Here is a 23,589-nt window from a genome sequence, read left to right on the forward strand (position 1 = left end):
ACAATATTAAACAGGCAGATTCTAAAATGATAATAAGTGCAACAACATGCCCCAAATTGCTGCCTGATATACAGTCAACACGAGGGGATGATTACAATGAAGAGCTTTCATGGGTCGGTATGGAACAGATTGACCTGCCGGTGGAAATTGCAGGCAGGCCGGTAACGGCAAAGATTAATGCCGGCATTAATCTTCTCAGCTCCCCTGAGGCGGAAAAGGGGATCCACATGTCACGCCTTTATCTGCTGCTTGATGCATTGACGCAGGAGGAGCTTACCCCGGCGGTATTGCGCAGTGTACTGGACGCCTTCCTGTCTTCCCACCAGGGGCGCAGTAATGAAGCCAGAATAGAGATTATGGGGGAGCTTCTGCTGTCACGGAAATCCCTGACCTCGAACCATTATGGCTGGAAAGCCTATCCCATTACGCTGCGGGCTGAGCGAAACCAAAAATTTTCTGTCACCATCAAGGTTGGAATTCCTTATTCATCTACCTGTCCGGCATCGGCCGCGCTCAGTCGCCATGTCGCGCATATGAAGTTCAGAAATGATTTCGGCAATCGTATCGATCGCCTGCCTGCTGAAGAAGTTATTACCTGGCTGGGTGAGAACGGCATGCCGGCAACGCCGCACAGTCAGCGCAGCTGGGCCTGGGTAAGCAGCCGGTTATTGCCTGAAGTCGATTCATTACCCTTTCAGGATTTGATTAATCGATGTGAAGCCGCTTTAGGAACGCCCGTTCAGACCGTGGTCAAACGTAGCGATGAACAGGCTTTTGCGCTGGCCAACGGGCAAAATTTAATGTTCTGCGAAGATGCCGCGCGGCGACTTAATGGGGCGCTCGTTAATGCTCCGTTCAGCGAGGCTTTTGATATTTGCGTCGAGCATCAGGAAAGCCTTCATCCGCATAATGCTGTCGCCCGTATTAAATGGAAAGGAAACAATAATGCTACGTAAAAATCCATCAGGCCACTCTCCCCAGGTTTCAACCAAAGCTTATATCGATCCCACCGCGGTGATTTGCGGACGCGTTATTATTCATGATTATGTCTATGTGGGTCCTTATGCCGTTATCCGTGCGGATGAGCTGAATGCGCAAGGGGATATGGAGCCTATTATTATCCATTCACATTCCAATATTCAGGATGGCGTGGTTATTCATTCCAAAAGCGGTGCGCCGGTGACAATTGGCAGCGGGACGTCAATTGCCCACAGGGCAATTGTACATGGCCCATGTCAGGTCGATGAACGCGTATTTATCGGATTTAATAGCGTGCTTTTCAACTGCCATATTCAGAAGGGCTGTGTCATTCGCTATAACGCAGTTGTTGATGGCGTTATGCTGCCTGAACATACCTATATTCCTTCGACGGAGCGAGTGGGCAGCGATTCCGATCTCGGAAAATATTCCCGCGTTGATCCTGCTTCCGTGCAGTTTTCTGAAGAGGTGGCAAATACTAACGTCGGATTGGTTGAAGGATACCAGTTATTACGGAATGAATTTTAGGTAATGAAAAATAGCGCGGAACTGAAGGTGCCAGCACTGAGGGTCAGAATTCGCTCACTTTCTTATTGCGGAAGAGTAACCCTGCTTGATTCTGTTAATTTTGATCTTATGGATGGCGAATGTCTGGGGGTTATTGGACCTAACGGGAGCGGCAAAACCTCGCTGCTGCGGGCGCTGAGCCTGGAGCTGCGGGCGGAAGGTGAAATCACCTTATACGGCCGGTCGCTTTTTACACTCAATGCGCAACAGCGGGCGAAACAGATCGCGGTGATGGCACAGCATGATGCGCCCGATTTACGGTTGTCCATTGAAGATTACGTCGCGCTTGGGCGTATCCCTTTTGCCAGGGAGATGACAGAACAGGCGCATCGCAACATTATTAACGGAGCGCTTAGGGATACCGGGCTGCAGTCTTTGCGCAGAAAATCATTGGCCTTTCTGTCCGGAGGCGAAAAACAGCGAGCGTCGCTGGCACGTACTCTGGCGCAAACGCCGCGCTTGTTATTACTGGATGAACCTACTAATCACCTCGATCTGCCCGCACGAGAAGAGCTGCTATCGCTGATTAAAAGGCGAGGCATAATGGTGGTGGCCGTGCTACACGAACTCAATACCATTGAGGATTTTGCCCATCGGGTATTAATGCTTTCCGCTGGCCGACAAATGACTTTCGATACGCCAGAGCAGGCGCTGGGCTCAGAGTTTCTGCGTCCTGTATTTGGATTAAATAGTTTTACCGTCGCACATCCGCATAAGCGCGGAAAAAATTTGCGCATTTTTGAAAGCTCACATTAATGTTAATCATCACCGGGATCGACTTATGAAAAAAATCCTTACAGGGATAATAGCGCTGTTATTTTCAACGCTGGGCTACGCGGCTGATTTTCCCGTTACAATTAAAAGTTGCGGGAAATCCGTAACGTTCGCTGCGCCACCAGCGCGAGCGGTGATTAACGATCTGAATATGTCAGAGATGGCCTTTGCGCTAAACTTACAGGACAGAATAGTCGGTCTGACGGGCATCAGCGGCTGGTACAAAATGACACCTGAGTTTAAAAAACAGATGGGTGCCATCCCTGAACTTGCGCCTAAATATCCGGCACTGGAAACGTTGCTTGCGGTTAAACCCGATTTCTTTTTCGCCGGCTGGAATTACGGTATGCGTGTCGGGGGCGATGTTACTCCGCAAACTCTCAGCAAGTACGGGATAAACACGTTTGTTTTAAGTGAAAGCTGCGTGATTGCAGGAGCGCAAAAAAATAAAGCGACAATGGAACTGCTTTATAACGATATGCTCACCCTCGGAAAAATTTTTGGAAAAGCCAGTTTAGCGCAAAACCTGGTTGATGCCTGGAAAGCGAGGCTGAAAAAGCTGCCTGCGCCTGCGGCTAACGGTAAGCCCCTGAAAGTTTTTGTTTATGATTCCGGGGAAGATAAACCTTTTACCAGCGGTAAATACGCCATGCCGACGGCAATCATCGAAGCGGCCGGTGGCACAAACACGATGGAAGGGCTGGATACCAGTTGGGGAACCACTTCCTGGGAAAGTGTGGCGGCGACTGAACCTGATTTTATTATCCTGCTTGATTATCAGACCGGCAGCGGCGCTGACGCGCTGCGTCATTTTCTGGAAAATCATCCGTTGATGAAAATGACGCCAGCCGTTAAACATCAACGTTACCTTAAACTACAGTATGCGGAACTGACGCCAGGGCCGGCAAATATTGCCGCCGTCGAGAAACTGGCCCATGCCTTATATCCGCAGGCGAAGCGGTGATGTCAGTATCCGTAAAGTATTACTGGTCGACAGGAATATTTGTGATCGTGCTCGTTATGCTTTCATTTATAAGCCTGACGAAAGGAGCAATTACATTATCTGTTCAGCAGATTTGGGATGCGCTGATGCCTAACCCGGCCCGGGTTTCAGATATGACCAGAACCATTATTTTAGAGATCAGATTGCCAAGAATGCTGCTCTCCCTTCTCACAGGGGCAGGGCTGGCGATTGTCGGTGCGTTGCTGCAAACCACGACCCGCAATGAACTCGCGGACCCCTTTCTATTTGGTTTGTCATCCGGAGCCTCTGCCGGTGCCGTGCTGGTGATCACCCGCTTTGGGGATCTGCTGGGGACATTGACTTTGCCGGTTGCTGCCTTTTCGGGCGGGATTATTTCCGCCCTTGCAGTGATATTACTTTTCCAGTTTAAAAAAGGGCGCAGCGCTGAAGAGTTGATTATTTGTGGGCTGGCGATTTCATTTCTGTTCGGTGCGATTACCAGCTATCTGATTTTTTCTGGCGATCGGCGCGCGGCAAGCTCAGTCGTATTCTGGACATTGGGCGGTCTTGGTCTGGCCCGCTGGGATAATCTCCTTTTTGCGCTGCTTAGTCTTTTGATGTTAACCGCTTTTATTATTTGGCGCTGGCGATCGCTTGATGGGTTACTGGCGGGAGATCGCACCGCGTTGTCCCTTGGCATTCACGTAAACCGGCTGCGAATAGAAACCTTCTTCTGCTGTGCCTTTGCTACCTCGCTGCTTGTAGCATTGACCGGGGTAATAGGCTTTGTGGGACTGATGGTGCCTAATGTATGCCGGCGCCTGGCGGGCGTCAGGCATGCCCGGTTATTGCCTCTTTGTGCCATTGTCGGCGCGGTTTTACTGTGTGGTGGCGATATCCTGAGCCGCACTCTTCTTGCCCCCCAGGAATTACCCGTGGGCATTATTACGGCTGGCGTAGGCGGCTTTTTTATCATCGCGCTTATCATTAAAACCTGAAAGACGCATATCTTTTACTGTCTGATAAAAGCAGAGGCAACATGTCCCAACGTGACAACTTTCCGTATACCTGGCCGGTGAGCACGGATAATACACAAAGCAACGATATCGCTTTTTTTGAAAAAGCATTCAGAGAGCAGTCCAGACGGTGGGGGCTTTACGAAATTGTGCTGGGTCATGTCGACGAAGGCAATATCTCGTTGTATCAGTCTGCCAATCAGGAGTCCGGCGCGCCCCGCGTTTTAATCGCTGCGGGCTTTCACGGGGAAGAAACCGCCGGTTGCTGGGGGATGCTGGATTTTCTGCGTCAGGGCTCCCCTGAGTTATTTGATAATATAGCCGTGAGCTTTCTTCCGCTTGTTAATATGAGCGGCCTTACTGCAGGATGCCGTTTAAATAAACTGGGGCAAAATCCCAATCGTGGTTACACCGCCGGGGCCGAAGTGGCGCCTTCAGTGGAGGGAGCCATGCTTCTTGAATATGGACAGCTATTAAAAAAAGCAGGCAGCCATGGCGTGCTCTGTTGCCATGAAGATATTCTGCGCCATCAGGCCTATCTTTATACTCTTGAACGAACAGTCCGGCCGGGCCGTTTCAGTACCGCATTGCGTGATGAAATTGAGCGTTTTTTCCCCGTTATGGAGACAGAACGTGTTGATGGTTGTGAATGTGAAAATGGGATCATTTTTAACCATTTAGATTCATCTTTCGAGTGCTGGTTATTTTCTTCCGGAGCAGAGGTCGCGGCCTGTACTGAAACGCCAGGCTTGCAGCCTTTTGCTGAGCGCGTAGAGGCGAATCGTTTTCTTATGGGGGCTTTTATCGCATCCGTGCTGGAGCGTAACAGTATTGGGGCGGGTATGTGATGTCAGGCTATATCTGACCGTTACAGCCCGCGCACGCATTGGTTACAGTCAGCCAGAACGCCTGCCGAAGAAGAACATCACTATAGAATGATAACATTTCTCTGTGATGGTGTTATGTTATTTCATAACTCTCAGGCGTATGATTTATACATCGAAGCGGGGTTGCCCGTCAGGCGTTGTTCCTCATCCTGTCGTTTTGCGAGATGATTTGACAAGAGGTTTATATGAAAATCAGCAAGATAATTGTTCTGTCTCTAACCATGGCCTCGACACAAGCGCTGGCGTTTCAGGCAAAAGATACGGCTGGCTCCGGCGTTGCTAATCAGCAGCTGAGAACGGCGGAAGATGACCTTATCAGCAGCTTTTACAGCCAGCACGGGTTAACCCCCCTGGGAACATGTGCTGCCGTGCCGGTAGCAGGCTGTAATTGTCCATTCTGTTCAATGCTGCGCAGCCAAAAAGTCTGAGCGTATGCTTATAAATTGATATGTGGCCGGCAGAAAAGACTGATGCGTTTATCGCTCAGAATAATCGCATCAGTATCAGCTCCTTACTTGCGGTGCTTAAAAGTTATAGGTGACACCAACGCGATAACGTGTCTGACGCTCGTCGGTGTATTTGCTGCCTGCTACGTTACCAACTGCAAAATAAGGCTTCCAGTTTTTATCAACGGAATAGGCCAGTTTCAGATCGTGTGACCACTGGTAGCTCTTGTTATCAGCGACGGGGCGGTAATAAGCAGAGTTGCTTTTATGATACTCCAGCTCATAGTCAAGTCCCCACTTTTCCAGAAAACGATAGCCCAGCACCGATGTAATAGTTACGCCATGCTCAGTGGTTTCTTTTTCTGTGTAAATATTTGAGCTGTAACGTTTATGGAAAGGGCGGTAGCGTAATGTCCAGTTAACGTTATTTGTAAGGTTTATGATGCTTTTAATATACGGACGGTAGTTGGTGTAACCGCTATCTGAGACTAAATTAAGGCCACCTTCCAGGGAGAATGTTTTATTAAAACCATAGAGATAACTCGGCGTGACTTCAAATCCGTCGCTGGTATTTTCATGATAAATTTTACCGGTATTAGCCTCGCTGTCGCCTGTTTTCCATTTTACCTCAGAAGACAAGCCGAAACCGTTATTGAAACGATGCGCAATTAATAGTCTGTCTTTATGACTGTTTTCAGCGCGGTCCTGCATTTCATGACGATAATCTATGCTAAACGCCAGCGCATTCGAGCTTAAAAATGAAGTCAGAACAAGCGCAACAACCTTAATGTCCATTTATATCTTCCCAAAGGATAATTTAAAGAAAAACAATGAATAAAGTTTGGGCTGCAGATCTGTAATAAGCAGAGCTGCAGCGCGGGTTTTTTAATTTCCAGGCTAATTAATGCGCTTTCTCATCATGGTGATGAGCATGGTGTTCGCCGTGCACTTTTCCTGAGCCGCCTACAGCGACAATATTAAAGGGCTGCCCTTCAACGCTAATGTCGCTCGTCTTTTTAAAAGAAACCGCATCTAATACAATAATTTTGCTTTTCAGCGGATCGGTGACAAAGATTTTATCGTCAGCAACTGCAATGCGAGGACGCGGATCGTTCCAGTGACCATCCATTGAATAAGGCTCGGTCACGCGTACAGACCGTGTGATCTCTCCTTTTAGCACATCGATTTGATTGAGCTTGCCGTCTTCTGTAAACACATAAGCGAACTTAGAACGAACCGGGTCAACGGCAAAATGAACGCGACGGGTAGGAAGCTGGATCAGGCGGAAGCTATCGGGCTCAGTGGGATCGACCAGGATAATGCGATCCGGTCCGTAATTACCGATGAAATATTGCATTCCCTTACCGCCAATCAGGGTCGAGGTGCTGCCCTCGGGTAAGGATTTTGCGTACGGAAGATGTCTGATTACCGGCGTATCACCTTTTTGCGAAATGAGCAGCAGCCCGGTCTCACAGGAGAGCGCAAAGGTATCTCCCGAACCGGCGGAGCCATGCAGGCCAGGACATAATGCATCTTCGCCAACTTTTTTACCTTCAAGGTCCACGACGCGAGCGCCAGTCGGACGTTTTGAGGCATCGTCAGGGTTAGGTATGGATATGACTACATAGTTGTCATAAGGGACCGCAACACCGTGATGCGGCGCAATCACATTGACCCTGGTAATCTCTTTTTTACCTTCCAGTACGGCTCTTTCACTCAAAATTTGCGTGCTGTCTTCACCGTCAAACCACTGGGCAATCTTTCCCTGGCGTTCAACAAAGTGGCCGGGTTTCTTGCCCGTTAATTCAGGCTTCAACAATCCTGGATCCTCAACGTCGATATCCGCATGATCGCCATGGTCATGAAAAGCGATGCCGGACGCTATCGTAGATACCACGCCGGCACTTCCCTGAATGGCAAAGACGGTGGCGCCGCTTTCGCTGCGATATAAATTTGCAGGTCCTTTCACATTAAAGGTGGCAATTTTATCCCCATCCAGCGCATCAATAACATTCACGACAGGTTTATCATGATCGGCAACGAATAAGCGCCATGCGGTGACGTCTTCATCTGCATGTGCGGACGTTCCGGCAAGACCAAAAAGCAGCGTCGGGATGGCAGCAGACAATAAAAGTTTCTTCATGGTTATCTCCATATTTATACCCTTCGATGGGTAGATGTTAAGGGTGCATTTGACTGCTGTTGCCAGCCGCAGCAGCAATTGTGTTTACGTTATGTTCCATCATCTTCAGATAGGTGGAGGCGGGCCCTGCAGGCTCGGATAAAGCATCTGAATAAAGTACGCCGGCAACGCGAAGCCCGGCTTCTGAGGCTATTTGCTCAACCAGGCGTGGACTGGAAATATTTTCAGAAAATACTGCGGAAGCTCTGCTTTGCTTTATTTCTTTCAGAATGCCGGCGACGTCCGCCGCTGAAGCTTCTGATTCTGTGGAGACGCCCTGAGGAGAAAGGAAATGAATACCGTAAGCTTTCTCAAAATACCTGAATGCATTATGGCTGACGACAACAGTACGTTTTTCTTGTGGTATGCCGTTAACAGTACTAATGAGTTTCTTTTCCAGCATGGTGAGTTCATCATTATAGGCGCGGGCGTTATTCTGGTAGAATTCACAGCTGTCCTTATCCGCCGTGCAAAATGCCGCCGCAATATTTTTCACATAAATTCTGGCGTTGGCTACTGACTGCCAGGCATGCGGATCGAAGGGGGCAGCATGGAATACGGCTTTACCGTCATAAAAATGATAATGTCCTCCTGCCGGGTCGCGAATAATATCCGCTCCCTTAGTCGTTTCAATAACCGGCGCAGTAGTTTCACTTGCCTCAATTAACCTCGAGATGAAGCCCTCAAGTTGCAAACCGTTCACCAGGATGACGTCTGCTTTCGACATGGCGATGGCATCAGCAGGGGAAGGCTCATAGACGTGAGCATCGCCGTTGGGGCCGACAATAATACGCTGCTCAATGCGATCCTGGCCGATATTATTCGCGATATCGCCAATAATAGAAAAGCTGCTAATAACCTTGAGTTTGGCATTCACCTGACAGGTGGCGAACAGAGATAATAGTGAAGCCATCAATATACATAACGTTGTAAAACCTCTCTTTTCATTAGACGCGTTCTCCATAGCTTTTTCGGAATAAAATTAATGTGAAATAAATTTTTTCAGATAGGTATTCTTCAACATAACGGCTGTCGCTGAGGCAAGGTAAAACATCCCGGCGGATAATATAATTGCGGGACCTGAAGGAAGCGAAAAGTGGAATGAGAATAACAAACCACTTATACAGGCAAGCATGCCTGATAAGATGGAAAGGATACACATGGCTGCGACGCTTTTTGTCCAGAAACGGGACGTGACCGCGGGCAATATCATTACGCCTACTGACAATAGTGTTCCCAGCGCCTGAAAACCTGCTACAAGGTTTAAGACCGTTAACGATAAGAAAATAAAATGCACCGGCGATCCCAGCCGTGAAACGGAACGCAGAAATAACGGGTCAAGACATTCGGCGATTAAGGCGCGCCAGAAGAGTAAAATTGTCAGCAGCGTAAGCATGGCGACAGAGGCAATCAACGTCAGCGCATCGTGATTAAGTGCGAGAACCGTACCAAAAAGGACATGCATCAGGTCTATGCTTGAGCCTCGCAACGAGACAATAAGTACGCCGAGCGCCAGTGATATCAGATAAAAAGCCGCCATTGAGGCATCTTCTTTTTGTATCGTTAAACGGGAAACCGCGCCGGCAAAAACGGCTACCACCAGACCTGCGATCAGGCCCCCAATAGTCATGGGGAGTATGTCCAGCCCATACAGAAGAAAACCAAATGCCGCTCCCGGTAAAATCGCATGCGACATCGCGTCGCCAACCAGACTCATGCGACGCAACGTTAAAAACACGCCAACCGGACAGGCGCTTAAGCAAAGAAGCGTTGAGCCATAAAGCGCCCGGCGCATAAAACCGAACCCGATAAAAGGATCCAGAAACCATTCATGAAACCAGCTCATCATTGTTCTGTCCCTTTTTGCATCGACAGAACAGCCGCTGTATCCATAGCCCGATTTAGCATAAGTGCATTATGGTTTAAGACAGCCTGCGTTTTTCCCCACGCCACCAGCTCACCATTAATAAAAATGGTGTCCGGAAAATAGTCACGCACCAGGCTGATATCATGGATCGCCACTAAGACAGTACGATTTTGAGCATGCCAGCTTTTAATCAGATCCAGCAAAACATGAATGGTGGTTCCGTCAACGGCATTAAATGGCTCATCAAGAAGAATGATATCTGCGTCCTGGAGGATAACCCGGGCGAAGAGGGCGCGCTGCAGTTGTCCACCCGATAATGCGCTGAGCGACCTGTTTTCAAACCCCGATATCCCTACAGCGTCCAGCGCGTCAGCGAGACGTTTACGATCTTCTGCCCGATGGCGCTGAAGCAACCCTCGTTGCGGCCACAAACCAAGCGCGACTAAATCTTTAACGCTGGCGGGGAAAGTGCGATCCAGCTCTGATATCTGTGGCAGGTAAGCCAGGCGCGCTTCAGGCGCTACGGAGCATGAGCCGCTCATGGGACGTAAAATTCCCGCTATGCCCTTCAGCAACGTGGACTTACCCGAACCGTTTGGGCCAATCAGCGCAGTAAGAGAACCTCTCTGTACTGTCCCGTTAATATTTTGTATCGCAGGAGCGCCCTCATAACCCAGCGTCAGATTTGTAAACAGCGCAGAGACGTCGTACATGACAATAATTCCACATAAATATTTACTTTATGTAACGTTATAACATAACAACATGGATGTAAACGATTGATCTATTTCTGGAGCAGGGCAGGCGTGAACATAAGTAAAATGAACCTGTTTTTTTATTTATAAATCAATAAGATATTTATTTATAATGCAGGAGTGAGGTTAGCATCCGCTTATGCCGGAGAGACGGGACCTTTTGCGTTTAGTGGAAAGGAGTAAGCAGATAAGTTGTATCCCTGTGAATGTGAATTAGCGCCCCGAGGGGTACCTGGCGGGATTTGATCGGCATATCCTCTGCCTGCCAAAACCTTTACTCTTATCGGGACTATTTTTGCCAGACACCAGCTGCAACCGCGCCCGATACCTTCACGCTGTATCATGTTCCGTCACGGCAGCCGACAAATAAAATGATATAATCATGACCTTTCTCTTTGCTGGCAGACAATACAGACGTATGAAACAGACTTCATCGAAAGCCCCAACGATAACCGATATCGCACGACTTGCGGGCGTCAGCAGTATTACCGTTTCCCGCACCTTTACCGATCCTGAAAAGGTTAAGCCGCAAACTCGCGAAAAAATTCTGCGCATCGTCAACCAACTGGAATATGTGCCGAACGCCTTTGCGCAAAATATTAAAAATACCCAAAGTCAAATTATTGGCATCGTCACCGACGATACCTTTAACCAGAGCTATGCCTGGGTAATTCAGGAATTATGCAAACACGCTGAGGCAAAAGGCTATGCGGTGATGATTTTTACCACCAATGGCGATCGTCATTCCGAAGCTAAGTCGATTAATACCCTGGTGGGGTATAAAGCTGCGGGCGTGGTGCTATCTGTGATCGATGATTCGGAAGAATATGACAGCAGCCATTTGAAGATTCTGGAAAATTCCGCCACCAAACTGATTCAGCTTGACCGGCAGTATGATACTAGCCTGCCCGCCGTTTACGTCAACGATCAACGCGCTGGAGAGCTGATTGCTTCGGTGATCTGCAAAAAGCATTACCGTAATATTCTGATCGTAGGCGGCAGCGAAAATTCCCGCATTACCCGCGATCGGATCGGCAGCATCTGCGATAAACTCCCTCCTGAGATACAGGTAACTATTTTATATGCTGATTACCGCTATGAACGCGCCAAAGAGATCATCGCCAACCATTTTTCTGCCGGTTCAATTAACTATGATGCCATTGTCGGTATTAACGGCGCGATTTCACTTGCTGCCAGAAATATCGCAACACGCTGGTCGCTGCAGCAGGTCAATTTTTTGTCGATTGATGATATTCCCAATGCGGAAGATTACGGCCTGTTTTATCCCTGCGTGGTGCACGATTACAAGCAATGGGCGACCATAGTAGCGGAGAACCTGATTTCTGCTATTGAAAATCGTCCGTGGCAGCAGCGCACAGAAATTAACGGCTTTCTGAAAAACCACTATTAATTTGTTCGCTCAGCGGTTCCGTTTCTTTGCCGCCAATAATAAAGATGACGAGCGCGGCGAAAAATAGAGCGCGCCAGATAATTACAATACCTTTCACACCAAAGCCCTGTAATACCCACGTCGCGATGGCCCGCGCAACGAAATTGCTCATGCCCGCCGCCAGGTTATAAATCGAATTCGATACGCCTTTATGAGCGGATGCCTGTGCGGGAAGCAGCGCGGTTACTGACGCGAATAAAGATATAAACAAACCCGGCACGAGAGAGCAGGTTACTGCGATGTCGAAGTGCGCACCGAAAAGTACTGGCAGATAATAAAACAGCAGACAGCCAACGCCACAACCCACGCAGCCAAACCAGCTCATCTCATCGTGTTTTCCTGAAATTGGAGGGAGCTTAAAAGTTCGTTTGCACGAGCCACCGGTTAATGTTTACGTAAACATAGAAAAGCGGTTTTTGCCGAGCGTCGCGTATGCATACGATAAGATAAGTAATGATTTTTTTAAGTTTCTGGCTATGAATTACCCTAAACATCAGGATTGTTAGGCAGATCACATATTCATCTGAGGTCATTAGTAATGTTCACGAAAACATTTTAGTGTTTGTAAACCTATTGATGAACGGAGATCGCGTCATGGCAAACCTGCCGCTAAAAATTAAACGTCTGGTTAATCACGGGCCAGAAGATTATCGCCTTGAAGAAGCCGCACAGCCGCAGCCAGGAGAAAAGGAACTGCTGGTGAAGATCGGTGCCTGCGGTATTTGTGCGTCAGACGTGCACTGTTATCACGGTGCGCCGATGTTCTGGGGGAATGAAACTTTTCCCCGCTATGTGAAAACGCCGGTTGTTTCCGGCCATGAATTCTTTGGCGAAGTAGTGGCGGCTGGTCCCGGCGCGCTTGAACACTTTGGCGTGGCGACAGGCGATCGCGTTATCGCCGAGCAGATCGTGCCATGTGAGAAGTGTTATTACTGCCGCAACGGGAAATACTGGATGTGCGAGAAACATGATATTTATGGTTTCCAGGCACAGGATGCTGATGGCGGCATGGCGGATTATATGCTTTTTAAACCCACCAGCCGGGTACACAAAATCCCCCCAACGCTGTCGCCGGAAGAGTGCGCATTGATTGAGCCTTTTTCCTGCTCGGTGCATGCGGTTAATCGTGGCGATATCCAGTTTAACGATGTTGTTGTGCTGGCTGGTGCCGGGACCCTGGGGCTGGGCATGGTGCAGGCCATTAAACTCAAAACCCCGAAAAAACTGATCGTTATCGACACCATGCCCTATCGCCTGTCGCTGGCGAAACAGCTCGGCGCGGATGAAGTGTTCAACCCGCTTGAGGAAGATGTGGTCGCGCAGGTGAAAGCGATGACAAACGGCTATGGCTGCGATGTCTATATCGAAGCTTCGGGCAACCCAGCGGCCGTGAATCAGGGGCTGCAGATGATCCGCAAGCTGGGACGTTTTGTAGAGTTTAGCGTATTCAGCCGGGAGACTTCCGTGGACTGGTCAATCATCGGCGACAGGAAAGAGCTCGATATCCGTGGCGCGCACTTAAGTCCGGGCTGTTATGAAACGGTTATCGATTTCTTCAACCGCAAGCTTATGACGGCGGAAGGGATCGTAACGCATAAATTTCCGCTGGAAAGCTGGAAACTGGCGTTTGACACCTTTGGCACGGCCGAAGCCATCAAAGTACTGCTGGTGCCCCACGCAGAATAAACCATTGTAAATCCGAGCCGGGCGCTGATACGCCATATGTCAGTGCTCTCTCCGTCATTTCCGCTTCGGAGCATAATAACAATGAAACAACGCAAGATAGGGTACTACCATTATCTGGCCTACGGTTCGGGCGATTTCCTCGGAGCAGGCACCGCTGTCCTGACCTCCGCCTGGCTGCTTTACTTCTACACCACCTTCTGCGGACTTACGCCCGTCGAGGCGACATTAATCTTTGCAAGCGCGCGCGTGCTTGATGCCGTTGTCAGCCCGATGATGGGTTATCTAAGCGATAACTTCGGCAACACATGGTTTGGCAAACGTTTTGGTCGGCGCAAATTCTTTATTCTGCTGGGTATCCCCTGCATATTTAGCTATGCCGCCATGTGGGTCGGGGGCATGAATTTCTGGTATTACCTGCTGACCTATCTGCTGTTTGACATTGTCTACACCATGATACTGGTACCTTATGAAACGCTGGTGCCGGAGATGACCGATGACTTTAAACATAAGTCGAAGTTCTCCGGTGCGCGTATCGCCATGGGACAGCTTTCGGCGATCCTTGCCGCCTTCCTGCCAGGATTTTTTCTCTCGCGTTTTGGTAAAGACAATCCACAGGCGTTTTTCTATACGAGCCTCGTGCTGGCCGTTATATGCGCGCTGGTACTGACGCTTGTGTATTACTTTACCTGGGAACGCCCTGTGGCGCTGAACTCAGATACCAAACTCGCCGGGCAAAGCGACGAAACGCTGACGCTGGGGCAACGGCTCAGACGGTTAAGAATTGAATTGCTCTCCACCTTCCGCATAAAAATTTTCCGCCAGCATCTGGGTTTATATCTGGGCGGCTACATCGCGCAGGATATCTTCAATGCCGTATTTACCTATTACGTGGTTTTCGTTCTGATGCAAACGGCACAGACAGCGTCAAACTTAATGGGGGTGATGGCAATTCTGCAGTTTGTCGCGGTTGTCGGCATGATACCGCTGTGCATTCGTTTCGGGCCGGCGCCTTCCTACCGTGTCGTTGTGATGCTGTTTGGTTTTGCCTCCGTTTCGTTTGCCCTGGTCTATTATCTCGGATTAAGCGATATCTATACGCTGCTACTCTTCATTTCTGCCGTTGCGGGGCTTGGCCGTGGCGGGATTAATTATATTCCATGGAACATTTACACCTACATTTCGGATGTGGACGAGGCGATAACAGCCCAGCGACGCGAAGGGATTTTTGCCGGGATGATGACGATGACGCGTAAGGCTTCCCAGGCGGGGGCTATCATGCTGGTGGGGATCATTATGCAGATGTCCGGCTTCGTGTCAGGACAGAGCGTCCAGCCCCTTCAGGTAAGCCATACTATTCTGTATATCCTCTGTTTCGGCATCGCAGGCGTACTGGCGACAGGCTTTATTATTTCCCTGAAATTCAAGCTTAATCTAAGAACTCATCAGGTACTGCAACAAGAAAATCAGCGTATGCGCAGCGCATCTCGCCCACTACCTGAAAGCGTGTCGCCTGACGTTCGGGCAACGGTTGAAACGCTGACAGGTCTGCGATACGAATCCCTTTGGGGTAATAACAATATTGGCTATCTCAATCGCCATAAAGCGCCGCCTGTAAAGGCAGACACTTCTTCTACTTCTTACACTTCTTCTGAAAACGATAAATATGCAGGATAACACTATGACGATTTTTCCCGTTAAACACAGCGCCTTGCTGCGCCAGCCGGAATACTTCATTTCGCGCGATAAGCTAAAAGCGCTGATCCATAAAGTGACAAACAATCTGATCGCCATCAAAGATACGACGGGGGAGTTTGCTCTGCATCTGGACGATGGGCGCATCATAGATGCCAAAGGATGGTCCGCGGGCTGGGAATGGACGCATGGTGTTGGTCTCTATGGCATTTTTCAGTATTACCAGCAGACAGGCGATGCATTCATGCGTGCAGTCATCGACGATTGGTTCAGCGCCAGGCTGGCGGAAGGTACTCCGACCAAAAATGTTAATACTGTCTGCCCGTTATTGACCCTGGCCTGTCGCTATGAAGAGACCCGCAACCCCGCCTGGCTGCCCCTGCTCGAACGATGGGCGGAGTGGGTAATGTATGAAATGCCGCGCACGGAAAAAGGGGGCATCCAGCACGTGGTTATTCATAAGGAAAACAATCAGCAACTGTGGGATGACACCCTGATGATGACGGTGATGCCGCTGGCTAAAATCGGCAAGCTGATGGGACGTCAGGAATTTATTGAGGAAGCTAAGTTTCAGTTTCTGACCCATATCCAATATCTGATGGACAAGGAGACTGGCCTGTGGTTTCACGGATGGACGTTTGAAGGCAACCATAATTTCTCACGCGCACGTTGGGCGAGGGGAAACAGCTGGCTTACGGTGGCTATCCCGGATTTTATCGAACTGCTGGATCTGCCAGAGTACGACGCGACGCGACGTTATTTGCTGGAGGTGTTGAACAGCCAGGTAACCGCTCTGGCGCAGCTACAGGATGAAAGCGGCCTCTGGCATACGCTGCTGGACGACGAAGACTCTTACCTGGAAAGTTCGGCTACTGCGGGCTTTGCGTATGGCATCCTCAAAGCGGTGCGTAAACGCTACATTGATGCCTCTTACGCGGAAGTTGCGCACAAAGCCGTTCGCGGTGTGGTTGAGCATATTAATGAGGCGGGGGAGTTAACACAGTCATCCTTTGGCACTGAAATGGGGCCGGACCTGGAATATTACCGCCAGATCCCGCTGACTTCGATGCCTTATGGTCAGGCGATGGCAATATTGTGTCTGGCAGAATATTTGCGGGTGTATCTCTAAGCGAAAGATATTGCTGGCTGCGCAACACAGCCGGCAAATGTTTCTGCATATAGAGCAGAGGAACCGGAAGCTGCAGTCCTTTATAGCCAATTGATTATTGGTGTGACGATAGCCGGGCTTGTTAATTTAAGCCCCTATGATATTTGAAATGAAAGCTCGCCATCTGTCGAACATAAAGCGAGCTTTTATTTACTGTGGTTCGGTTAATGATTCTCGAGGGGTAAATCAGCAATTAACTTTAGAACTGATAAACTAAGTCAAGAGCCAGAACATCATCTGTATTAATACCGCTACGGTCTGTGAAATCATTATCTTTAAGGAAGTTGAATTTATACATCACAGCGGTAGACATATTTTTATTAAAATAATAGGCGGCGCCAACCGCAAGATATTTTAGCAAATCCTTTTCATCATAATCTTCAAGATCCTTCCCCTTCGTCTGAAGATAAGATACCACAGGAACAAAACCATTATCGAAAACATACTTCGCGGTGAGCTCGACGATCTGAGCATGGTTGACAAAACCATAAACCTCTTTACTGCTGCTACCAAATAGAGTGGCATTGTGTGTATCGGTAAACGTACCTGCCAGATAAATCTGGTTCGCATCATATTTCAGGCCAGCACGATACACAGTTGCCCGGTCACCATGGCCATAAGTCATTTCATTTTGATCCTGAGTACGACCTGAGCTGGAAAAAGCCCCGCCAATGCTCAGACCGTTATCCCATTCCTTAATCAGGGAGGCGCCATAACCCTCACCATTCTGGCTCAATACTCCCCGGCTGTTATTGCTTTCACCTGCGCCACCATTTTCTCCCTGATACTGAAGTACAATCTTGATTCCCTCCACTAACGTATCGTTTCGATAGGTTAGCAAGTTACTTGTACGTTTGAACATGAAATTATCAATACCATATGCATCACCACCAAACTCCGGCAAAACATCCGTAAATGCTGCGATGTCATAAACAACACCATAGTTCCGGCCGTAATCAATAGAACCAAATTCTTGTGAATATAATCCGGCAAAACTCACGCGGGTAACGCCAGTATTGCTACCGGCACCCTCAGCCTGATTAGCATTTAATTGATATTCCCACTGGCCGTATCCGGTAAGCAGCTGATTAATTTGTGTTTCACCTTTAAAACCCAGACGAACATAAGTCGCATCACCATTCACGTTTTTATTATCACTGATCTGATGAAGCGCATCGATTTTTCCGTACAAATCCAGTTTGTTCCCGTCCTTATTATAAATCTCCGCCGAATATGCAGATGCACAAAAACAAGCCAGTGCAACAGTAAGTGTATTAACTTTAACCTGTAACTTGTTCATATTGAACCTTGTTATTTTAATTACGCGTATTGTTAAGGCAGGATGTCCTGAACAGACATCCTGATTTTTAATTAAACTATATTATTTTACTGAGTAGCTAATACCGATTTTTTTGTGTTTCCCCATGTTTTGTCATGCGCATACCCTGTCAGGGATTCAATAACTTCTTTTGTATGAAGATCGGCATCCTCGAGTTTTCCGCCACTACGCAGGCGTTCCAGTTCAGTGGTCAGGATGCGATGATTTTCTTTATTTAATTTAAACCGGAATGTGCCATAAATAGCCAGGCAGGCCATGATTACCGGACCGGCAATAAAGACCAGCTTAATACCTTCCAGGGTTTCAGCGCTCGCGCTGGACATACCTTTCTGATAACCAAAGTAATCAAGTGCAAATCCTACCACCATCATAGCCAGTGCCTGGCAAACTTTACGCATCAGCATCATTACGCCAGCATAGATACCTTCGCGTCGACGTCCGGTAAGGGCTTCATCCACATCAGGCAGGAATACGTACACATTCCATGGGATCATATAAGTACCGCCACGGGCAATACCTAACGCAACGGCACCTCCGAGAATACATAACGTCAGGCCGGGCATGGAAGGTGTCATCAACCGAAAACAGACCAGACTCACCACAATCATGCCGATCGCCACTTTGTAAGCATTGGCGTTGCCGTAGCGCATGCATAACCAGGTAAACAGGGGGATCCCGACACACTGAAAGAATGTCATCACGCTCATGACCGTGGACCCCATCGCCGCGCTGACCTTGAGGATGAGCAGAAGGTAGACAATAAATAGCGCGCCAAAAATATCCAGCCCCACGGAACCTCCGACATACATGCAGAGGTGGGTACGGAAAGTTTTCAGTTTGAAGGTGGAAAGCATCTCTTTGTAGAGGCCAACCAGCGATTTAAATAAATTTTCTTCTCTTTTAACTTCGGGAAGATTTTCCCTTTCCCAGGTTCCCTTATAAACAAATATCCACGGGATAGTGCAAATGACAGCAAAGACAATGCCGGTGATCAGGAACGCATGCTCTTTATCCGGAACCGCACTCAGGATCTGGCCCGGAATAAAGGCGGCCATAAACGATCCAACCTGAGCAAACAGCATGCGGGTACCCGACATTTTAGAACGCACATCATAATCAGACGTCATTTCAGCAGGCAGGGTATCGTAAGGTACCATCAACAGGGTGAGCACTGTCGAAAAAAGCATGTAAGTCAGTAGGTAATAGAGGAAGCCAAACCCTGATATCCAGATTAAGGCAAAGGTGAGAACCATCGGGGCGCAGAAAAGGAAGAATACGCGGCGACGTCCCCAGCGGGTTCTGACATGGTCGGTAAAATATCCGGTGATGGGATCTGTAATGGCATCCCAGAATTTCGCGATAGCAAAAATAACACCAGCCTGTGCCGCGGACAAACCGGCAACTTCAGTATAAAAGAAAAACAACCACAACCCGATAACCGTCTGCGTTCCTCCACCGAATAAGTCACCGGATCCCCAACAAAGTATGTTGCGGAACTTGACCTGTCGTGAACTGGGCATGTAACACCTCTATATTCTAGTATGGTAGAAATGAAGGTATGCATAGTAGTAAGTGGTATCGGTTACATCTATCGTAGCGATCACACTTCAGCCTTATAAATTATAACCTATTGATAAAGTTAAATTTTAAATAAAGACCAAATCCCTGAAAAGTGATGTTCATCACATACTTTCCGTTATTTATTACAATGCTTGGAATTTATCGCTAAAATTAAATAATGTAATTTATTGATTTTAAAAGATTATATTATAATAACCCCTTCCCGGTGGTAGAAAGTGTGAGGTTGACGCATTAATGTAATCGGTACCACATGCTAGTATTGCCATACTAGTAAGCAGATGATGTCCTGCTTCCGGCTTGGGAAACAGCCCCTTCTGCTCAATAAAAGCTTAAAAAAGAGGTACCTATGCATTCTGATAAAATATTTTTGTTAACACCTGATACGGAAATCACTCTTAAAACTAACGCGTCAGGGGTGGAGTATGCCAGGCAATGGTTGCACAGAGATCTGAAAGCAGTTATCCGCAGCCCTGAGATAGCCGCTGTTCATAGCCGTATTGTTGTCGAGCTGACCGGCGCGGGTGCGCCAGAAGCATGGACTGTGACTTTTCCGGTTCCCGGGACGCTTTTAATCTCAGCGTCAGACGAATTAGGGGCTATCTACGCACTCCTTGATATCAGTTCAAGATGGCTGAAAATTGACCCGTTCTGGTTCTGGCATGAGAATCTTAAACCTTGTAACGCCGTGGAGATCCCCAGAGAATCCTATTGTTCAGCCCCTTCCAGAATCCGTTACCGCGGCTGGTTTATTAATGATGAAGTCCTGCTGGAAGGATGGACGTGCCCGGATAAATGGGAAAGAGCCCTGGAAACGCTGCTTCGTTGTGGTGGTAATGTGGTTATTCCTGGGACAGATATCAACAGTCAGCGTAACCGCGCACTGGCCTTAAGGGTTGGCCTTCAGATCACCCACCATCACGCGGAGCCTCTGGGGGCAGAAATGTTTTGCAGGGTCTGGCCTGATACAAAAATGGAGTGGCCAGAAGGTCAGCATTTATTTGAAAAAATCTGGGCTGACGCCATTGAAACACAAAAGGATAAAAAAATAATCTGGACGCTGGGTTTCCGCGGGCAGGGAGATCGCCCGTTCTGGGAGGACGATCCACGCTATGCCGATGAAGCCGGCCGGGGCAAAGTGATCAGTGAAATTATTGCGCTGCAGTTCGAAATGGTGAAGAGCGCTATTCCTGATGCTGTATGTTGTACCAACCTTTATGGTGAAGTTCTGGAGCTATACCAGAAGGGGCTGATTACCATTCCTGAACCCGTCATTCGCATCTGGGCAGATAATGGTTTTGGTAAAATGGTATCAAGGAGGCAGTGGAACCATAATCCACGGTTGTATTCACTGCCAGCAGAAACAGATTCTGGCTGCCATGGGATTTATTATCACGTAGCATTTTATGATTTGCAGGCCTCAAATCATCTTACGCCGCTCCCGAATTCTGTTGAATTTATGGCTGACGAGCTTTGTCAGATCCTCAATCATCAGGCTGATAAATTGTTTATTGTGAATACTGGCAATATCCGGATGCATACAAGATATCTCGATTTGCTTCGTCAGTGGTGGCTCACGGGACAGACCAACTTCGCTGATTTAACTGATCAATTTATTTCAAGGGTTGTCACGCCTGATGTGGAACTGGTTAAGCCTCTCTTTCAACGATACGCCGACTGCCACGTAAAGTTTGGTTCGCATAATGATGAACATGCCGGAGAGCAGATTTATCACTACACGGTCCGAAATATACTCACAGCGTGGATGAAAAACGAAACTTCAGAGCCGTTGTCTTTATTGTACTGGCTCACGGGTGAACAGCCATTGCCGGAACAGGTTCGCTATATCCGGAAGATGTGTGAAGAACCGGCCGCTAAATGGGATTCACTGCTGGCCGCCTGTGAAGAAGCAATGCTTAGCCTCAGCACCGAAAAAGAAAAAGAGGAATTCTATAATAACCTGGTGCTTTTTGTTCGGATCCACCAGTCCGGTTGTCAGGGAACCGTGCTTTTTTGCCGGGCTTTCGAGGCTTATCGCCAGAAAGATTATGTCAGCAGCTATGTCTTTATTCATCGTGCTCTCTGCGCTTTCCGAAAAGGTCTTGCGGCAATGTCCATTTCTGAAAAGGGAAAATGGGAAACCTTTTTCAGCAATGACTGCCTGACCAACGTTCAGCTGACCGTTGAATGTCTTGAAGCGCTGAGAAGTTATATTCGAATTACACGTGAAGAAGAACCATTTTACGGCTGGCAGAAACGCTATCTTATGCCTCAGTCCGAAGGGATTGTGGCTTTATTGACGAATTTTCATAAACACCTTTCCGATGAGCTACTGGCGGAAAAACTGGAGGGGGTTATTAATACTGCTGGCTGATAATTGTCGTTACGGCATGACCTCCGTTAACGGGGTTATGCCGTACCTGAGTAACCGTATCGCTGTGCAGTAACGGGTACTTAAAGGGACATAAAAAGCGGTGTTAAACGCGGCAGAGAGGGATCCTTGTCTTCGTGTTTTATTCAATCAACGCATATGGCTTGTTCATCGGGCCTCTCAACGGCTCGCAAAAATCTAAGTAGCCCGCTAACGCGGGCTTCTCTAAATCCGGCTCCTCTCACTGGTAACTTATTTCTTAGTAAATCATCGATAAATAAAAATATCTTTTGCAAGGCTACCTGCATACCCAGCGTGTATAGATGAATACTGATTTTTTCATTAAATCTAAACCGACCGGCAAACAGAGTTATGCATTCATAAAGAATCGGATAAAGCGCGCAACGAAAACTCTTTCAGGATTTAGCCCTGCGGTCAGGAAAGGCAAACCAGGCGATCAGGCAGGCAACGCATCCACACAGAGTAATGCTCATCAGCATGGGTTTTGCAGTACCATCCGCCATTACGCCAACAATAAATGAGGCCAGGGAACCTGCCCCAAACTGCATTGCTCCCATTAATGCTGCTGCCGTTCCCGACATTTCATCATAGGCGTCAAGCGCCATCATGCCGTTGACTGGCATAACAACAGCCATGGCAAAAATCAGAAGAAACAGACCTGCTGCCATCATGGGTAGCGTCAGCTGTCCCTCTTTTTCCAGCCACAGCAATGCCGCTGCAATAATTATATTAACGATCAACGCTGAACGAATGATGGTTCCTGGAGAAAACCAGCGCAGCATACGAGGTGACAGTTGTGAACCACCGACCATGCCTATGGCATTGACCGCAAAAATTAGACTGAAGCTGGAGGGAGACATGCCATACAGTGAAATAAAGATGAATGACGAGCCGGCAAGATACGCAAAGAATCCCGCCTGAATTAACGCCTGTACTGATGCATACGAAATATAATTCCGGCTGCGCAGCAGCCGTCCATACTGATGCAGCGCCGTCAGTGGATTACTGGTTAACCTGAACGCTTCGCGACGGGTTTCAGGCAGCAGCGTTGCGACCAGAACCAGACAAACCAGGCCATAAACGGCAAGGACAATAAAGAGTGCTGGCCAGTCGGCTGCCGCCAGGATACTGGTGCCCAGCAGCGGGGCAATAATCGGCGCGACACCGGTCACTATCATTATCAGGGCGACAAGTTTTGCGGCCTCCCTGCCTTTAAACAAATCGCGAACGATTGCCAGACCAATGACCATGCCAATGGAGCCGCCGATGCCCTGAGCGAAACGCCAGGCCACAAGCTGGCCCGCGCTCTCTGCAAGAGCACAGCCCAGAGAAGCTATAATAAAAATAATCAGGCCAGTATATATCATGGGCTTACGCCCGGTACGATCGGACACCGGCCCGTAAAATAATTGTCCTGCCATAAGCCCGCTAAAAAAGCTCATCAGGCTGAACTGGACTTCCCCGGCTCCAACGTGCAGTTCAGCGGCAATCTGGGGCATCGCGGGGAGATACATATCAATGGCTAAGGGACCAAGCGCCCCAATCGTTCCGAGTATCGGGGCAATATATTTATGTCTTGTTTGCGTCATTTAACGGGTACCTGCTGATTAAAATAAAGTTGTCATTCAGATGATTGTTCTTGCTTACCTGGATGGCGTGGGACAGCCTGCTTTTGCACTGAATTACGATATGACCTCATGTCATTTCTGAGCGGCCACGCTGGCGAGGTAAGCCAGCAGAAACGAGGTGCAATCGCAGGTAGCCAGCAACGGACTTATACAAACTACCGGGAGCGTACAGGGCATAGCGTTACTGTTTCCTGATGAAATATATGAAGCTGACCTTTTT

At 48.4% G+C, this 23,589-nt stretch carries 21 protein-coding genes; 12 read left to right on the plus strand and 9 right to left on the minus strand.

Annotated features, from left to right (window positions below; genetic code table 11):
- Positions 1 to 26 precede the first annotated feature (26 nt).
- The 7 genes from folE2 (at position 27) to WLO31_RS08370 (ending at position 5,614) form a co-directional block, all read left to right on the plus strand.
- Complete coding sequence (gene folE2, locus WLO31_RS08340) at positions 27 to 956, plus strand: GTP cyclohydrolase FolE2 (RefSeq protein ID WP_435929988.1); 930 nt, start codon at positions 27 to 29, stop codon at positions 954 to 956.
- A complete protein-coding gene (locus WLO31_RS08345; protein WP_435929989.1) occupies positions 946 to 1,506 on the plus strand; it encodes a carbonate dehydratase in 561 nt (186 codons plus the stop codon). Before folE2 ends, WLO31_RS08345 begins: the two co-directional genes overlap by 11 nt.
- A gap of 3 nt (positions 1,507 to 1,509) precedes the next feature.
- Complete coding sequence (locus WLO31_RS08350) at positions 1,510 to 2,301, plus strand: ABC transporter ATP-binding protein (RefSeq protein WP_435929990.1); 792 nt, start codon at positions 1,510 to 1,512, stop codon at positions 2,299 to 2,301.
- A gap of 25 nt (positions 2,302 to 2,326) precedes the next feature.
- Entirely contained in the window at positions 2,327 to 3,283 is a 957-nt protein-coding gene (locus tag WLO31_RS08355) for an ABC transporter substrate-binding protein (protein WP_435929991.1), read from the plus strand.
- Positions 3,283 to 4,281, plus strand: coding sequence for a FecCD family ABC transporter permease (locus tag WLO31_RS08360; protein WP_435929992.1), 999 nt, complete (start codon positions 3,283 to 3,285; stop codon positions 4,279 to 4,281). The genes WLO31_RS08355 and WLO31_RS08360 overlap by 1 nt, the downstream gene beginning before the upstream one ends.
- A gap of 41 nt (positions 4,282 to 4,322) precedes the next feature.
- Entirely contained in the window at positions 4,323 to 5,147 is an 825-nt protein-coding gene (locus WLO31_RS08365; protein ID WP_435929993.1) for a M14 family metallopeptidase, read from the plus strand.
- A gap of 224 nt (positions 5,148 to 5,371) precedes the next feature.
- Positions 5,372 to 5,614: a hypothetical protein gene (locus WLO31_RS08370; RefSeq protein WP_435929994.1), complete on the plus strand. Its 243-nt coding sequence runs from the start codon at positions 5,372 to 5,374 to the stop codon at positions 5,612 to 5,614.
- 96 nt (positions 5,615 to 5,710) lie between these two features.
- Here WLO31_RS08370 and WLO31_RS08375 read toward each other — a convergent pair whose 3' ends face one another.
- The 5 genes from WLO31_RS08375 to aztA form a co-directional block, all read right to left on the minus strand.
- On the minus strand, positions 5,711 to 6,427 hold the full coding sequence (locus tag WLO31_RS08375) for an oligogalacturonate-specific porin KdgM family protein (RefSeq protein ID WP_435929995.1): 717 nt from the start codon (positions 6,425 to 6,427) through the stop codon (positions 5,711 to 5,713).
- Positions 6,428 to 6,533: 106 nt separating this feature from the next.
- A complete protein-coding gene (gene aztD / locus WLO31_RS08380) occupies positions 6,534 to 7,775 on the minus strand; it encodes a zinc metallochaperone AztD (protein ID WP_435929996.1) in 1,242 nt (413 codons plus the stop codon).
- A 37-nt stretch (positions 7,776 to 7,812) separates the two neighbouring features.
- The gene (gene aztC, locus WLO31_RS08385) at positions 7,813 to 8,727 is read right to left on the minus strand and encodes a zinc ABC transporter substrate-binding protein AztC (protein WP_435930558.1); all 915 of its coding nucleotides are present in this window, start codon (positions 8,725 to 8,727) and stop codon (positions 7,813 to 7,815) included.
- 69 nt (positions 8,728 to 8,796) lie between these two features.
- Positions 8,797 to 9,660 (minus strand): zinc ABC transporter permease AztB, encoded by an 864-nt coding sequence (aztB, locus tag WLO31_RS08390; RefSeq protein WP_435930559.1) that lies wholly within the window; start codon positions 9,658 to 9,660, stop codon positions 8,797 to 8,799.
- Positions 9,660 to 10,394 (minus strand): zinc ABC transporter ATP-binding protein AztA, encoded by a 735-nt coding sequence (gene aztA / locus WLO31_RS08395; RefSeq protein WP_435929997.1) that lies wholly within the window; start codon positions 10,392 to 10,394, stop codon positions 9,660 to 9,662. The genes aztB and aztA overlap by 1 nt, the downstream gene beginning before the upstream one ends.
- Positions 10,395 to 10,854: 460 nt before the next feature.
- Here aztA and WLO31_RS08400 point away from each other — a divergent pair, with 460 nt between their 5' ends.
- Positions 10,855 to 11,847, plus strand: a complete 993-nt coding sequence (locus WLO31_RS08400; RefSeq protein ID WP_435929998.1) for a LacI family DNA-binding transcriptional regulator — start codon at positions 10,855 to 10,857, stop codon at positions 11,845 to 11,847.
- Here the strand turns inward: WLO31_RS08400 and WLO31_RS08405 are convergent.
- Complete coding sequence (locus WLO31_RS08405; protein ID WP_435929999.1) at positions 11,819 to 12,211, minus strand: hypothetical protein; 393 nt, start codon at positions 12,209 to 12,211, stop codon at positions 11,819 to 11,821. The two genes, WLO31_RS08400 and WLO31_RS08405, sit on opposite strands and share 29 nt — an antisense overlap.
- Before the next feature lie 269 nt (positions 12,212 to 12,480).
- On the opposite strand from WLO31_RS08405, the gene WLO31_RS08410 reads away from it, so the two are divergent.
- The 3 genes from WLO31_RS08410 to WLO31_RS08420 all read left to right on the plus strand — a co-directional run bounded on the left by WLO31_RS08410 (position 12,481) and on the right by WLO31_RS08420 (position 16,393).
- The gene (locus WLO31_RS08410) at positions 12,481 to 13,572 is read left to right on the plus strand and encodes an alcohol dehydrogenase catalytic domain-containing protein (RefSeq protein ID WP_435930000.1); all 1,092 of its coding nucleotides are present in this window, start codon (positions 12,481 to 12,483) and stop codon (positions 13,570 to 13,572) included.
- A gap of 81 nt (positions 13,573 to 13,653) precedes the next feature.
- Positions 13,654 to 15,246: an MFS transporter gene (locus WLO31_RS08415; protein ID WP_435930001.1), complete on the plus strand. Its 1,593-nt coding sequence runs from the start codon at positions 13,654 to 13,656 to the stop codon at positions 15,244 to 15,246.
- 4 nt (positions 15,247 to 15,250) lie between these two features.
- Positions 15,251 to 16,393, plus strand: a complete 1,143-nt coding sequence (locus WLO31_RS08420; protein ID WP_435930002.1) for a glycoside hydrolase family 88/105 protein — start codon at positions 15,251 to 15,253, stop codon at positions 16,391 to 16,393.
- Positions 16,394 to 16,631: 238 nt separating this feature from the next.
- On the opposite strand, the gene WLO31_RS08425 is transcribed toward WLO31_RS08420, so the two are convergent.
- Both WLO31_RS08425 and WLO31_RS08430 read right to left on the minus strand, forming a co-directional pair.
- On the minus strand, positions 16,632 to 17,732 hold the full coding sequence (locus tag WLO31_RS08425) for a porin (protein ID WP_435930003.1): 1,101 nt from the start codon (positions 17,730 to 17,732) through the stop codon (positions 16,632 to 16,634).
- A gap of 86 nt (positions 17,733 to 17,818) precedes the next feature.
- Entirely contained in the window at positions 17,819 to 19,291 is a 1,473-nt protein-coding gene (locus WLO31_RS08430) for an MFS transporter (RefSeq protein ID WP_435930004.1), read from the minus strand.
- A gap of 407 nt (positions 19,292 to 19,698) precedes the next feature.
- On the opposite strand from WLO31_RS08430, the gene WLO31_RS08435 reads away from it, so the two are divergent.
- Positions 19,699 to 21,723 carry a glycosyl hydrolase 115 family protein gene (locus WLO31_RS08435; RefSeq protein WP_435930005.1) on the plus strand — a complete coding sequence of 675 codons (2,025 nt, stop codon included), beginning with the start codon at positions 19,699 to 19,701 and terminating at the stop codon, positions 21,721 to 21,723.
- A gap of 413 nt (positions 21,724 to 22,136) precedes the next feature.
- Here WLO31_RS08435 and WLO31_RS08440 read toward each other — a convergent pair whose 3' ends face one another.
- Positions 22,137 to 23,330: a multidrug effflux MFS transporter gene (locus WLO31_RS08440; RefSeq protein WP_435930006.1), complete on the minus strand. Its 1,194-nt coding sequence runs from the start codon at positions 23,328 to 23,330 to the stop codon at positions 22,137 to 22,139.
- Positions 23,331 to 23,589: the final 259 nt, after the last annotated feature.

It is taken from the genome of Dryocola sharpae, assembly GCF_051307055.1.
In the GTDB taxonomy this organism is placed as follows: domain Bacteria; phylum Pseudomonadota; class Gammaproteobacteria; order Enterobacterales; family Enterobacteriaceae; genus Dryocola.